Genomic DNA, 14,121 nt, shown 5'->3' with positions numbered 1-14,121 from the left:
TGCCTATTTCGCGTGCGGTAAGCTCGCGAAACTTGAGGTTACTCCTCCATTTTCGGCTTTCGGGCGATCAACCAGTCTTACGGTGCGGTGGATCGGCAGCGCGGGCCGGGGGGACTGTTCGCATGCGTTGCGGGCCGCGAAAGCGTTGTACTCGGGCCCCGAATCAGGCACACCCGGATACCACCTAGGAGCACCCTTCGTGTCCGTATACCTTTATCGCTGGGGCAAATTCGCGTTCAGACGCAAGTGGATCGTGCTGCCGGTATGGCTCCTGCTGCTGGTGACGCTCGGCGTCGGCGGCAGCATGCTGAGCAAGCCGATGAGCGATAAGTTCAGCATGCCGTCGCTGCCTTCGGAACGCGCCACCGACATCCTGGATAAGCAGTTCCCGGGCATGTCAGGACAATTCGGCATCGATGCCGTCGGCGGCACGTACGTCATCAAGGCGCCCGCGGGGACGAAGCTGACCGATAAGGACAATGCCGCTGCCATCGATGCGCTGATCAGCGATCTCCAGCACCTTTCGATCGAGGGTCGGCCACTCGTCGCCGAGAAAGACGCCGCGGCACTGAGGAATCCGATCGCGGTGACCAAGGCGATGGGATGTCTGACCGACGCCAATCCGGCGGTGTGCGCCGGTGCGCCGTTGAATGTGCTGAATCACGATGCGCCCGCCACCGTCGCGGTGCTCTCGGTGCCATTCGATATCGCCTCGGCGGCGGATATCACCGACGCGCAACGCCACGCCGCCTACGAGGTGGCCGCACCCGCTCGCGCGCACGGATTGACCGTCGAGATCGGCGGCGCGATCGAGCAGAAGCAGGGGCAGCCGAGCGGTCAGGCCGAGATGATCGGTATGGGGGTGGCGCTGGTCGTCATGGTGATCGCCTTCGGGGCCATCGTGGCGGCGTTCGTGCCGATCGTGACCGCCATCGCCGGGCTCGGCGCGGCCATGCTGGTGATCTCACTGAGCACCTCGATCATCGAGATACCCAGTTTCACAACGTTTCTCGCGTCGATGATCGGTATCGCGCTGTCCATCGACTACGCGCTGTTCATCGTCTCCCGCTACAAGCATGAACTGCGTGTCGCGGAGAGTTCCGAAGAGGCAGCGGGCATTTCGGTCGGGACCGCCGGTTCCGCGGTGGTGTTCGCCGGACTCACCGTCATTGTCGCCCTGGGTGCGCTGAGCATCGTCGGGGTGAACTTCCTGACGTTCATGGGCCTCGGTGGGGCCGTCGCGGCCTTCTTCGCGGTCCTGACCGCCATCACTCTGATGCCCGCCCTGCTCGGCGCTTTCGGCCGTTTCCTGTTCACACCGAAGCTGCCGATGGTCGCGCGGCACGACCCGGAAGACGACACCTCGGTCACCATAGGCACCCGGGTGGCTCGCCTGATCGGCCGAGGACCATGGGTCGCGTTGACCATCGCGGTGGCAGCCCTGGGCGCGCTGGCCGCTCCGGCACTCGGATTGCAGCTGGGGCTGCCGGGTGAGAACAGCTTCCCGACCGATTCCACCGTGCGGCAGGCCTACGACATCAGGACGGCGGGGTTCGGCGAGGGCAGCAACGGTGTGCTGACCGTCGTCGCCGATCTGGAGAAGGTGCCCGCCGGCGAGCGCGAGGCCGCGGTCGCCGCGCTGCGCGATCGGCTGGCCGGGTTCGCGGAGATGGATTACGTCACCGCACCGCAGCTGAGCGCGAACGGGCTCGGCGTAATGCTCAGCGGCGTACCGAAATCGGGGCCCAACAACCAGGCGACCAAGGATTTGGTGCGCACGGCTCGCGAGGCCGAGGGCGCACTGACCGAGCGGTACGGCATCGAGTACGGAATCACCGGCACCACAGCCATTTACGCCGATATGGATCATGTCCTGCTCGGCAAGATCGTGCCCTATCTGGCGATCGTGGCCGGGGCGGCCTTCGTGCTGTTGATCCTGGTCTTCCGATCGATCCTGGTGCCGTTCACGGCGGCGGTCGGATTCCTGCTGTCGATGGCCGCCACCTTCGGCGCGACCGTGCTGATTTTCCAGGAAGGTACCTTCGGCCTGATCGCCGATCCACAACCGATCATCAGTTTTCTGCCGATCATGTTGATCGGGTTGGTATTCGGGCTCGCCATGGATTATCAGGTGTTCCTGGTGACCCGGATGCGCGAGGAATACGTGCACGGTAAGTCGCCGCGGGACGCGATGATCTCCGGGTATCACCACGGAGCCCGCGTGGTCACCTCGGCGGCGATCATCATGATCTCGGTGTTCGGCTCGTTCCTGCTGGAATCCGATGTCACCGCCAAATCGATGGGTTTTGCGCTGGCCTGCGGCGTCGCGATCGATGCCTTCGTGGTGCGCATGGTGGTGGTTCCGGCGCTGCTGGTGATCATGGGACACCGATCGTGGTGGATTCCGCGGTGGCTCAACCGCATACTGCCCGATATCGATGTCGAGGGGGCGCGGCTGCGCGAGCTGCGGCAGCCGCCGGTGCAGGTCGAACCGCCCGTGCCCGTCGATGTCACGCACTCCGCATCGCCTGACCCGGTCGATGGACCGATGATCGGTGGCCGCATTCGCCGGGATGACCGGCACCCCGTGTCCGCGGCCACGGTGACACTGATCAGCCAACGCGGACAACAGGTTTCGCGGACGACCGCGGACGGCGACGGCAGCTACACCATCGAGCCGCCCGCACCCGGCAGCTATGTCCTGATCGTCTCGGCGGACGGACATCAGCCGACCGCGGTGAACATCATCGTGCGGAATGACGACACGCACCTGCTCGACATCACGCTTTCGGGATCCGGCGAAGTGTCCGGCGTGGTACGCACGATCGAGCACGAACCGGTGCCGGATGCCACCGTCAGCGTGACCGATCCGCTCGGTGATGTGGCGGGTACCGCGGTCACGGCGGCGGACGGCACGTACACCTGTCACGGTGTACCCACCGGAACCTACACGGTGGTGGCGGTCGCCGACCGGATGCGGCCCACGGCAACAACATTGACGGTCCCCGACAGCGGACGGCTCAGTTTCGACCTCACGCTGACACCGATGGCGGTGTTGTCCGGCACCGTGCGCGGCGGCGGCCGCACGGTGCGCGATGCCCGGGTCACCGTGCTCAATTTGTCCGGCGACATCGTCGGCACCGCTCGCACCGACGAAAACGGCCGCTACGCGGTGAGCGGCCTGCCCGACGGCGAGTACACCGTCATGGTTCGCGGATATTCGATGGTGACCGACCAGGTCACCGTCACCGGCTTCGCCGATCACCACCCCCGGCTCGGCTTCGACGAATACGCGCAGGTTCGGTGAGGCCGCTTCCCGATACATCGTGTGCGATGCTTTCTCCATGGTGATCCACGGTGAAAGTTCGTCCCGAGTCCGGCTGGCAGCGCAGGCCTTCCTAGGCGTGATGCTCATATCCGCAGGCACAAGCCACTTGACCTTCGCCCGCGAAGATTTCCGCGCCCAGGTGCCGTCCTGGTTCCCACTCGACACCGACTTCGTCGTACTGGCCTCCGGGGTCGTCGAGATCACGCTCGGCGCGGCGCTGCTCGGAATATGGAAGCAACCGCGCCGCGCGCTCATCGGAGCGATCGTCGCCGCGTTCTTCGTTGTGATCTTCCCGGGGAATATCGCGCAGCTGGTCGAGCATCGCGACGCCTTCGGACTCGACTCCGACGCCAAACGCGCTGCGCGGCTGGTGTTCCAGCCGGCGCTCGTGGCGTGGGCATTGCTGGCCACCGACGCGATCGGGGTGTGGCGGCGCAACCGGGCGGTGGCTGCCGCCTAGACGATCGGCGGAACCGCGCGATGCGTGTCAGCGCAGGACATGCGCGGCACGCGCGGCTCGCAGCCAATCGGGGAACTCGCTCAACAGTTTCGAGTAGAGATCCGCGTCACTCATACGATCGATATCGGCGATCTCGAAAAATCCCGCATTGTCGACCTTGCGACCGCGGAGCGTGTCGAGCTTGCGCAGGACACCGAAGTCATTGCGCCCCAACCCGATGAACTGCCAGAATGCCGGGTACTCGGCCGCGGTGCGCATCAACGCGGTAATGGGTCCACGTTTATGGAAGCCGCCATCGGTGAAGAACAGGACGAGCGTGGGGTCACCATCGGGACGCAGTACATTCAAAATCTCTGTCATGACGGGTATTTCGTCGTTGTATCCGCCGATCGAGCGGTAGTTGATCCCGCCGTGCACTCCACCGATATGGATGAACTCCGCGCACCAGGATTCCGCGGTGTCGACACGAACGTTGGGTAGCTTCGCGAATCCCGACCCATACAGGTAGGGCTCGAGCTCACCATCGTCATCGAGTTGGATCGCGACCGGGATCATCCGCTCGACGACTCGATGAACGACCTTTTTCTTATACAGTTCGGACATGCTCCCGGTCTTGTCGATGACCAACAGCACTCGCGCACGCACCCCGTCCGCGCCTTTGGCGAGCAAGACCTTCGCCACCTCGCGTTTGCGAAGGTCCAGCTTCTGACGCTTCTCGAGGGAGAGCTTCTGCTCGCCCGCAACGGTGCGCACTCCCCCGCGCTCGACCGCGACCGCATCCGATGTCGGGCGCGGGGAGGGGGCGGGATCGTCATCGACCGTCACGCCGTGATCGGTGACCAGTGCGGCGAATCCGCCGGCATACCCCTGCCCGACCGCGCGCACCTTCCAACCGGCGCCCCGCCGATACAGTTCGAGTGCGATCACTACCGATTCGGGGCCGAGTCCGTCGATTCGGTACTCGCACAACAGTTTCCCCGCGCGGTCGCTGAGTGTGGCGAGGGGTGCCTGGTATCCACCGAAGGTCGCCTGCGGATCCTCGAGGGTCAGAACCGCGCGGATCTGATCGATATCCTGCGGAATGTGCCCGAGCGAGATATGCAGCGCGCCAGGAGTTCCCGAGGCCAGTTGCACACCCGGACCCACGGGCTGATTGAAGAATATGAAATCAGCGTCCGAGCGCACCTTGCCGTTCGCGGTGACCAGCAACGCCGACAGATCCGCGGCGGCAGTGGTCCGTAGTGTGATCGTCACCTCGGTGACGGCTATCGGCGCGTTCCGGCCCTTCGACAACTGAGACTCGGCAATGGTCATGGGTGCCCTAATCGGATCGAAAAGAAGGTGTCCAACCAACCCTACGAGCCCAGTCGCACGGCGAACCGGCGATCGTCGTAACCGAGCAGCACACGCCGTCAGGACACGCAGGAGCTCATGAGCGTCTCGTCGGCGAGGCAGCGCAGGAAGCCTGCGAATTGGCGGCGGTCATGCGCATGCCATGTTTTGAAGTATCGACATTTCAATTTATCCACGCGCGACCTCACCGCGCGGTTACCGTCGGAGCGGCACTCGGGTGCCGATCACTCCAACGGGAAGTACAGATGAGGCAAATGAGTTGGGCCGCAGCTACTGTGGCCATGCTGGCGATTCCGGTCGCCGCGGCGGCGTCGGCGTCGGCCGCGGTCGACAGCGTGAATATGATGCAGGTCCTCACCGGCGCCGGATGGTGCGAGGGGGCGGGCAATACGTGCACGATCCTGGTGTCCACCAGCGGCGCGGACGCCCTGACGCCGGTGACCATCACACTGGCCGGGCAGAACGTCGGCACATTCACCCCGCAGGCGGGATCCACGCCCGGCACGGGAACCATCCAATATCTCTACCGCTCAAAGCTTCCCGAAGGCGTCTACAACCTCACCGCTACCCAGGGCTCGTCGTCCAAGTCGATGACGATGCAGAACTGCGTCAACCAGCCGACGGGCAGCTCCACCGCTTCGGCGCAGTGCACCGGGAACAGCATCCTCGGCGTACTCCTGATGCCGCTGATCATCCTCAGCGGCTCCGGGCATACGCAACTCTGATCCGCCAGCCGGCAACCGAAGTCGATATTGCCCGAAAGCGGCCGGTCATCCACCTTCCGGCCGCCGCCGCTGGTTCTCACGAGAGCTTCGAGTATCACTGCCCGCCAACGAATTTCAGGTTTATCGGTCGGCGATTGCACGCGAAACACCCGAATCACCGTCGTACGGCAAGTTTCCGGCAATGACGGGATTCATTCGCATACCTCCCGGGAGCCCGCGGGCGAAATCAACGGTTTCCCGGAAACGCATCTAGAACATGTTTCACTCGAGGTAGCGTCTGCCCGCAAGATCGACGCGAGGTTCGCACGGCTGTGGGGCAGCCGGAGCCTGCGGATGGTCGTCAAGGGGAGTGACGAAGAGCCGCAAGGAGGTTCGATGTCGACGGTAGAGAAGTTCGAGCGGGCGGAAACAACGGAGTTGTCCGGCACGCAGATACTGAGACGAAATTTCGGCGAGACGGTGCTGTCGAGCCTGGGGACGATGGGACGCTCGCTGCGCATCGGGTCCGATGCCCTGCGAGTCGGCAGCGGAGATATCCTGCGCATGCGGTTCCCGGTGCATGAAACACTCACGCAGGCTTGGTTTCTCATTCGCGTCACCGCCCTGCCCAGCGTGCTGATGGCGATCCCATTCGGCGTGATCGTCTCCGCGCAGGTCGGCAATATCGTGTCGCAACTGGGCGCGGATTCGATGATCGGCGCGGCAGGCGGACTCGGAGTCATCAAACAGGGTGCGCCCTTGGCGACCGCCATGCTGCTCGGCGGAGCCGGTGCGGCCGCGATCGCCGCGGATCTGGGTGCGCGCACCATCCGCGAAGAGGTCGACGCCATGCGGGTGATGGGCGTGGATCCCGTTCAGCGCCTTGTCGTTCCGCGTATCGCGGCCATGATGCTGGTCGCCCCGCTGCTCAATACCCTGATCATCTTCATCGGCATCGCCTCCGGCTTCGCGGTCGCGGTCACCGCGCTCGGGGTGACGCCGGGTTCGTACTGGCAGTCGTTCGGATCGTTCACCGCGCCCATCGACATCTGGGTATCGCTGATCAAATCGCTGATCTTCGGCTTCCTGGTGGTGGTCATCGCCTGTCAGCGCGGACTCGAGGCCAAGGGCGGACCGCGCGGCGTGGCCGACGGCGTCAATGCCGCCGTGGTGATGTCGATAGCGTCGGTCACGGTGCTGAACACCGCGATCACACAGGTGGTCACCATGTTCATCCCGGTTCGGATGGCGTGATGGCAGCCCCCTACACCCCACCGGGATGGCGACGCCTGCAACCGCTGGGACCGATCGAATCCCTGGGATTCGTCATAGGTTTCGCGTGGCAGGTGCTGTCCTCGATGCCCTACACGCTCAGGCACTATCGCCGCCAGACCGCCGCGGTGATCACCGATATGACCTGGGGTCGCGGTTCGGTGATCATCGGCGGCGGCGTGGTGCCGCTCATGCTGCTGATGGGCGCGGCCATGGGCGCGTCGATCGGCATCGAGGCGTTCAGCGCGCTGAATCTGCTGTCGCTGGGCCAGCTCAGCGGTTTGATATCGGCATTCGGCGTGACCCGCGAACTGGCGCCGATCGCGGCCGGAATCGGTTTCGCCGCGCAGGCCGGATGCCGGATGACCGCAGAGATCGGATCCATGCGCATCTCCGAGGAGATCGACGCCCTGGAATCACTGGGCATCCGTTCGGTGCCGTTCGTGGTGACAACCCGGGTGATCGCCGGAATCGTCGCGGTGGCACCGGCTTTCGTCGTGGCCCTGATTCTGAGCTATGCCTCCTGCGAGCTGATCGTGACGACCGTGCACGGCACGCCCTCGGGCACCTACGACCACTATTTCGATCAGTTCGTGGTCGCCTGGGATGTGGTGGCCGCGACCATCAAGGTGATGCTGTTCGCGGTGGCCGTCGTCCTGATCCATTGCTATCAGGGGTTTTTCGCCACCGGCGGTCCCGAGGGCGTGGGCATCGGTTCGGGCCGGGCGATTCGCGCCAGCCTGGTCGCGATCATCGCCCTGGACATGCTGGCCACCATCGTACTGTGGGGCTTCCGCTCCCCCGTCTCGTTCACGGGGTGATGACGTGCCCGAATATGCCCTGCCCGGAACCGAGGTGGGACCGCGTCGCGCGCGCGTCCTCGGTGTGTGCGCACTGGTGCTGACCTTGTTGACCGGGGTCGGCTGGCGGATCTGGCCGGAAACCACGGCCCCCGATGACCTCCGCGTCGCGCTGCTAGTGGGCAATGTCGGCGCGGGCGTCGCACCCGGTACCGATGTTCGACTGGACGGCGTACGCGTCGGCACTGTCGACGATATCGACGCCAGTGCCATCGGACGTGCCCGAATCACACTGGACCTCAACGGCTCACAGCTTTTCGGCCTCACCGACGCGCTGCGGCTGGACTACGCGCCCGGCAACCTCTTCGGCATCAGCGCAATCGAATTACATTCGGGCGCAGGCGGTTCGGCACTGGTCAACGGCGTCACCGTGGACCTCACCGGCAACTCCGACCGAGTCCGTGACGCCACCCTGGCCACTCTGCTGGCCTCGACCGGCACCCTCACCGATAAGGTCCTGACGCCGCAACTGGTCGAGCTGCTGCGCCGATTCGCCCACGATCTGGACGGTTTCGTGCCGCTGCTCCAGGCCATCGGCGCGACCGCCCGGTCCTTCGCCGAAACGCAGCAGCTGCCGCCGTCACTGCTGTTCGACCGGTACGGCGCCGCGCTGGCCGGTCTGCCGCCCATGCTGACGGGCGGGCTGCAGGTGCTGTGGGCGTCCTACTCCAATGAACACCTCCAGACCGCCGAGCAGGTCCAGCGCTACGGCTCGATGTTCGATCGAATAAGCAGTGAGCTGCTGCCCGTGGCTACCGGCATGCTCGGCACCGCACAGCAACAATTCCAGGGCTTGATGCCCATGGGCGGGGTGATCCTGGACCGGATCAGTGCTTCGGTGAGCACACCCGAGCGTTCGGCGCGGCAACTCACCGACCTGCTCACCCGCCTCGGCGCGGCCTTCCGCGACACCCCGGACGGGCCGGTGCTCGACGCCTCGGTCGAGCTGGTTCCCGCACTGGCGCAACCACTTTCCACACAACTCGGCCTGGCCACGACGGAGGGTCCACGATGAGAACCCCTGCCCTGCTGCTCCGTGTCGGCACCGCGGTGGTGATCATGACGCTGGTGCTGATCGGCGTGTTCCGGGTGGTACAGCGCCCGGTCAGCGGTGAAACCAACACCTACACAGCGCTTTTCACCGACGCCAACGGGGTGCGCACCGGCGACGACGTGCGGTTGTACGGAGTTCAGGTCGGGAAGGTGGAGGCGGTGGGGTTGTCCGGCAATCTGGCCCGGGTGCGGTTCACCGTCAGCCGCGACCATCCGGTCTTCGCCAATACCAAGATCGCCGTGCGCTTCCAGAACCTCACCGGTTTCCGTTATCTGGATCTGGAACAGCCCGCGCAGCCCACCGGCCGCCGCGCCCCGCGGGATACCTTCACCACCACCGAAACCGTGCCCGCTTTCGACATCACCACCCTGTTCAAGGGGCTGCAACCGGTGCTGGCGCAGATGGCGCCCGATGACCTCAACCAGTTCGCGACCTCGCTGCTGGCGCTCATCCAGGGTGACGGCACGGGCCTGGGTCCGGCACTGGGCGGTATCGAGAAGCTCAGCCGCTACGCCACCGACCGGCAAGCGGTGCTGTCCACATTGGTCGCGAATCTGTCCCAGATCTCCGATCACATGGGTGACAAGTCGGGCAGTGCCATCAAACTGCTGACCAATATGACCGATCTGTTCGTCACCATCAGTGACAAGCTGCCCGGTCTGATTACCTTCTCCGTCACCATTCCGCCTGTGCTGCAACCACTTCGGGACCTGCTCACCGTGCTCGGACTCACCGGAGCCCCCGACCGCGACCTGGACACCGTGCTGAAACAGGCGTTCCCGAATCCGCAGCAGGCGGTGGCCGTCTTCGACCACCTGCCCGGTCTGATCCAGGCCATGACCGCGGCGGTGCCGACCGGCGGCCCCGACACCGCACTCACCTGCTCGCACGACCCGGCCACCGCGCCCGAGCCGCTGCGGCTGCTCATCGCCGGACAGGGGATCACGCTGTGCCAGAACTGAGACCGTGGCGGCGGCGCGCCGACCGCCGTGAGCCGCGCGACGATATCCGCTGGGGGCTGGCCGGATTGGCCGCGGTCGTGCTGCTGGTCATCGCGATCGGCGCGGTGTACATCACCGGAACCACCCCCGAGCACACCTACCGCGCCGACCTGGCCCAGGCGGGCTCCATTCGCACCGGTGACGATGTCCGGGTCGCCGGAATCCCGGTGGGCAAGGTCAAATCGCTGACCCTGCTTGCCGACCGGGTCCGGATGGAATTCACCGTCGACGCCGACACCTTCGTCGGCGATCAGAGCACCCTCGACGTGCGCATGCTGACCGTGGTCGGCGGGTACTACCTGTCGCTATCACCAGCGGGTACGCAAGCGTTGGGCGACACCGTGATTCCGCAGCAGCGGGTGACGCTGCCCTACAGCCTGACCCGCGCCTTCCAGGACGCCGTCGAGCCGGTGGCCAAGATCGACGGCGATATGCTGCGCCGGGACATGGCCGCGGTATCCCAATCGATCAGCGGCAGCCCGGATTCGGTGCGCGCGGCCCTGAACGCGGCCGGCGCGCTGGTCGGCATTCTCGACAAGCAGAACGCCGATATCTCGCGCACCATGTCCATGACCGACGAATACCTCTCCGCACTCAATGCGAATTCCGATGTGCTGGCCCGGTTGCTGAACACCTTCGGCACCCTGGAGGAGCTCATCCGGCACAACAAGGTGGTGGTGTCGCAGGCGCTGCGCGATCTCGCGGCCGTGGCCACCGATTTCACCCCGCTGGGGCGGGCCTGGGACGCGGGCCTGAAGGATCGCGCGCGAGCGCTGACCGATGCCAATCCGATAGTGGCCGAACTCGGCAATCGGCTGGGCGCGCTGCTGGATTCACTGCGCGGCCTGGAACAGAAACTGCTGCCGCTGCTGCCCGCGGGCGGCGGAGTGCGGGTGGATCAGTCCGCCGCGACCGTTCCGGTGGCCAGGGTGTGCGTGCCCTTGCCGGTGCCCGAGGGAGGTTGCTGATGTTGAAGCGAGTATTGGGATCTCGCGGGTTCATGTCGATCACGGTGGTGCTGACCCTGGTGCTGGCGGCCGGGATCGGCCTGCGCCTGAGCAAACCCGACGTCCCGACGCGTAGCTACTGCGCCGAAATGCCCGACACCATCGGCTTGTACCGGGGCAGCGCGGTCGCCATTCTCGGTATGCCGGTCGGACGGGTCACCGCGATCAGCGCCAACGGTCCCACGGCCCTGGTGCGATTCACCGTCCGTGCCGACCGCAAGCTGCCACTCGATGTGGGCGCGGTGACGGTCAGCGACACCCTCGTCGCCGATCGCACCCTCACCCTGATCGGGGCCGAACCGACCGGACCCGCCTGGAATCCGGCCACCTGCATCACCAAAACCGTGACGCCCAAAAGCCTTTCGCAGACCTTCGCCGCGCTCACCGGACTGGTCGACCAATTGAACGGGGGCGGGGACGCCACCGCGCGCACCGCGCTGGCCAATGGAATCGACGCTCTCGACACCGCTACCAGCGGCACCGGCGACGAGATCAACGCCCTCATCCGGCAACTGTCCACGGCGCTGACCGCGCCCGACGCCGCCATCGGACATCTCGGGCGGCTACTCGACGCGCTCACCGAACTCGCGCACCGCGCGCGCAATGGCTGGCCGCATATGCGGGACGTGGCGATCGGTCTGCCGCAGGCGTTCACCGATATCGTCAATCTGGCCTTCCCGCCCATCATCGATCTGGTGGCGGCGCTGACCAATGTGCTGCCGCAGGCCAATGACGCGATCATGATGCTGGCCGCACCGGTGGTGAAGAATCTCGACGGCGCGAATCTCGCGCGGCTGATTGCCGCGGGAGTCGGTTCGCTCACCGAGGTGATCCGGATGACCCCGGCCGTGGCGACCGGTTTCGCCACCGCGCTCGACCCTGACACCGGGCAGTTCACCGTCGCTTACGCGCCACCGAAACTCGCGCTCGCACAGGCTGATTCAGACCGATTCTGTACGGCGGTACAGGCTCTGACCGGGACGGGCTGCCAGACCATCGATGGCGTCGTCACCGTTCCCGCGATGCCCGCGCTGCTGGCGGCGGTGAGCGCGCGATGACACCATGGCGGCGCACCCGCGCGTACACGATCACTTGTCTCACAGCACTTTTCGCCATCAGCGGCTGCGATATGCAACCCGGTGACATCCCCGTCCCGGGCGCGGGCGTCTCCGGACCCACCTACACCCTGCGCATCGAGTTCGCCAATGTGCTCAATCTGCCGCAGGGCGCCAAGGTAATCGCCGACGGCGTGCGGGTCGGTCAGCTCACCCATGTCACCCTGGTGGATCCCTCACCCGCGAACGGTGACCAGCCCGCCCGGGCCGGTTACGCCATCGCCGATATCGCGGTGCGGAACTCGATGCGGCTGCCACTGGGCACCACCGCCGAACTGCGTCAGGACACCCCGCTCGGCGATGTCCACATCGCACTCGCCGGACCGGCGAATTCCGGTGCGGGACAACTGCAACCGGGCGCGACGATCCCGTTGGCGAACACTACCCGCTCACCCTCGATCGAAGACGTGCTGGCCGGGCTGTCTACCTTCATCGGCAGCGGCGCGATCGCGGACTTCCAGGACATCGTGCGCAAGGCGAACGGGGTGCTGCCGCGCGATCCGGCCGACACCGCGCGCATCGCCGGGGTGCTGGGGGCGGACCTCACCGATCTGGGCGAGCACCTCGGCTCCGTCGACACCCTGCTGGACGGCCTCCAGGCCACCGTGAACGAGGGGCTGATCAAGAACGAGCCCATGCTCGACGGCCTGCTCACTCCCTACGGCGTGCAGCACACCACCGACGCGGTCAACGCCGAGATCGGCGTCATCTTCGTGCTCACCGCACTCGGGCCGCTGGGTCCGGCCGCCGCCTGGCTCGGCCCGCTGGTCGGCTCGCTGGACGGCGCGGCGCGCGCGGTGGTGCCGATGCTGTTCGGCAGCCATCCGCTCGACAGCGATTCACCGTCGAATATGAAGCTGCTGATCGATCTCATTCAGAACAAACTGATTCCGTTCGCCGAACGCGGACCCAAGGTGAATCTGGTCGGGGTGCAAGTCGCGGGTCTGTCGGCGGCCGACCGCACCGATCGCATCGTCGAGACCCTGCGCATGATCGGAGCGGTGCGATGAATCCGCGTACGCTGCTGTCGTTCTCGGCCATCGCGGCGGTGCTGCTGCTGGGCATCGGCTATATGGCCATCGGTGTCCTGCACCTGGATCCCCGGCGCGACTACCTCACCACCGAACTGCGCCTGGATAATTCGGGTGGACTGGGGGTGAATTCGCCGATCCTGTTGACCGGCATTCAGATCGGTCGAATCGAGTCGGTCGACAAACAGGCTCGCGGCGTGCGGGTGCGGCTGCGGATCGACGACAGCTACCGCGTCCCCGTCACCAGCGATGTGCGCATCGAGCAGCTCTCGGCGCTCGGCGAGCCGTACCTGGAGTTCGCGCCGAAATCGGCGGCTGGGCCGTATCTGGTTGACGGTCAAGTCATTTCGGCCGATCGGGTGCACGCCCCGGCCACCGTGACCGATCTGGCGGCACGGGTGGTGGATCTGTTGAACCAATTGCATCCCGAATCCATCGGCCGCCTGGTCGGTACCTTCGACCGTGCCCTGGCCGGCACCGACGACGCCGTGGCGGTGCTGCAACGCTCCACCAGCCTGCTGGCCGCCACCCTGCTCAGCCGCACCGCCGCCATCCGGCAGCTGTTCACCGACCTGCAAGCCATGGGCGGCGATATGGACTGGCTCGGGCCGTCCCTCGCCGCCGCGGGGCCCCCGCTCGGCCAGTTCGGCGTCACCCTCAACGACATCGTCGCCAACGGTGCGGCTCTGACCGAAAGTCGGCCGGTGGACTCGTATTTCACCGGCGACGGGCTGGTTCCGTTCCTGAAGTCGCTGGACTCGCTGATGGCCCAGATAGGTCCCAGCCTGGCGCCGCTGGGACCGGCGCTGGAACCGGTGGTGCGGGACGCGGTGCAGCGCACCCCCGCTCTCGATATCAGCGCGCTCATCGATCAGGCACTGCGCGGCGTCGGAGACGACGGCGCGGTGCACTTCCGAGTCGGACTCAAATAGCGAC

General features: G+C 65.8%; 12 protein-coding genes. 11 read left to right on the top strand and 1 reads right to left on the bottom strand.

Annotated elements, in window-relative coordinates:
* Window positions 1-199 precede the first annotated feature (199 nt).
* Together AB0L82_RS06455 and AB0L82_RS06450 are read left to right on the top strand one after the other, a co-directional pair.
* On the top strand, window positions 200-3,307 hold the full coding sequence (locus tag AB0L82_RS06455; RefSeq protein ID WP_364631902.1) for an MMPL family transporter: 3,108 nt from the start codon (window positions 200-202) through the stop codon (window positions 3,305-3,307).
* Between the two features lie 100 nt (window positions 3,308-3,407).
* Complete coding sequence (locus AB0L82_RS06450) at window positions 3,408-3,788, top strand: hypothetical protein (protein ID WP_364631900.1); 381 nt, start codon at window positions 3,408-3,410, stop codon at window positions 3,786-3,788.
* Window positions 3,789-3,815: 27 nt separating this feature from the next.
* On the opposite strand, the gene AB0L82_RS06445 is transcribed toward AB0L82_RS06450, so the two are convergent.
* Window positions 3,816-5,102 (bottom strand): VWA domain-containing protein, encoded by a 1,287-nt coding sequence (locus AB0L82_RS06445; protein WP_364631897.1) that lies wholly within the window; start codon window positions 5,100-5,102, stop codon window positions 3,816-3,818.
* 293 nt (window positions 5,103-5,395) lie between these two features.
* On the opposite strand from AB0L82_RS06445, the gene AB0L82_RS06440 reads away from it, so the two are divergent.
* The 9 genes from AB0L82_RS06440 to AB0L82_RS06400 all read left to right on the top strand — a co-directional run bounded on the left by AB0L82_RS06440 (window position 5,396) and on the right by AB0L82_RS06400 (window position 14,117).
* Window positions 5,396-5,866, top strand: coding sequence for a hypothetical protein (locus AB0L82_RS06440; RefSeq protein ID WP_364631894.1), 471 nt, complete (start codon window positions 5,396-5,398; stop codon window positions 5,864-5,866).
* A 375-nt stretch (window positions 5,867-6,241) separates the two neighbouring features.
* Window positions 6,242-7,099 carry an ABC transporter permease gene (locus AB0L82_RS06435; protein WP_364631892.1) on the top strand — a complete coding sequence of 286 codons (858 nt, stop codon included), beginning with the start codon at window positions 6,242-6,244 and terminating at the stop codon, window positions 7,097-7,099.
* A complete protein-coding gene (locus AB0L82_RS06430; protein WP_364631889.1) occupies window positions 7,099-7,938 on the top strand; it encodes an ABC transporter permease in 840 nt (279 codons plus the stop codon). Before AB0L82_RS06435 ends, AB0L82_RS06430 begins: the two co-directional genes overlap by 1 nt.
* Window positions 7,939-7,942: 4 nt before the next feature.
* Window positions 7,943-8,992, top strand: coding sequence for an MlaD family protein (locus AB0L82_RS06425; RefSeq protein ID WP_364631885.1), 1,050 nt, complete (start codon window positions 7,943-7,945; stop codon window positions 8,990-8,992).
* Window positions 8,989-9,993, top strand: coding sequence for an MlaD family protein (locus AB0L82_RS06420; RefSeq protein ID WP_364631882.1), 1,005 nt, complete (start codon window positions 8,989-8,991; stop codon window positions 9,991-9,993). Before AB0L82_RS06425 ends, AB0L82_RS06420 begins: the two co-directional genes overlap by 4 nt.
* Complete coding sequence (locus AB0L82_RS06415) at window positions 9,981-11,000, top strand: MlaD family protein (protein WP_364631878.1); 1,020 nt, start codon at window positions 9,981-9,983, stop codon at window positions 10,998-11,000. The genes AB0L82_RS06420 and AB0L82_RS06415 overlap by 13 nt, the downstream gene beginning before the upstream one ends.
* Window positions 11,000-12,097, top strand: a complete 1,098-nt coding sequence (locus tag AB0L82_RS06410; RefSeq protein ID WP_364631875.1) for an MlaD family protein — start codon at window positions 11,000-11,002, stop codon at window positions 12,095-12,097. Before AB0L82_RS06415 ends, AB0L82_RS06410 begins: the two co-directional genes overlap by 1 nt.
* Window positions 12,094-13,164 (top strand): MlaD family protein, encoded by a 1,071-nt coding sequence (locus tag AB0L82_RS06405; RefSeq protein ID WP_364631872.1) that lies wholly within the window; start codon window positions 12,094-12,096, stop codon window positions 13,162-13,164. The genes AB0L82_RS06410 and AB0L82_RS06405 overlap by 4 nt, the downstream gene beginning before the upstream one ends.
* Entirely contained in the window at window positions 13,161-14,117 is a 957-nt protein-coding gene (locus tag AB0L82_RS06400) for an MlaD family protein (protein ID WP_364631869.1), read from the top strand. Before AB0L82_RS06405 ends, AB0L82_RS06400 begins: the two co-directional genes overlap by 4 nt.
* Window positions 14,118-14,121 lie beyond the last annotated feature (4 nt).

Origin of the sequence: Nocardia sp. NPDC052001 (assembly GCF_040680615.1) — a bacterium.
Taxonomy (GTDB): Bacteria; Actinomycetota; Actinomycetes; order Mycobacteriales; family Mycobacteriaceae; genus Nocardia.
The sequence above is the reverse complement of the archived record's forward strand: the minus strand, read 5'-3'. Positions and strand labels throughout refer to the sequence as shown.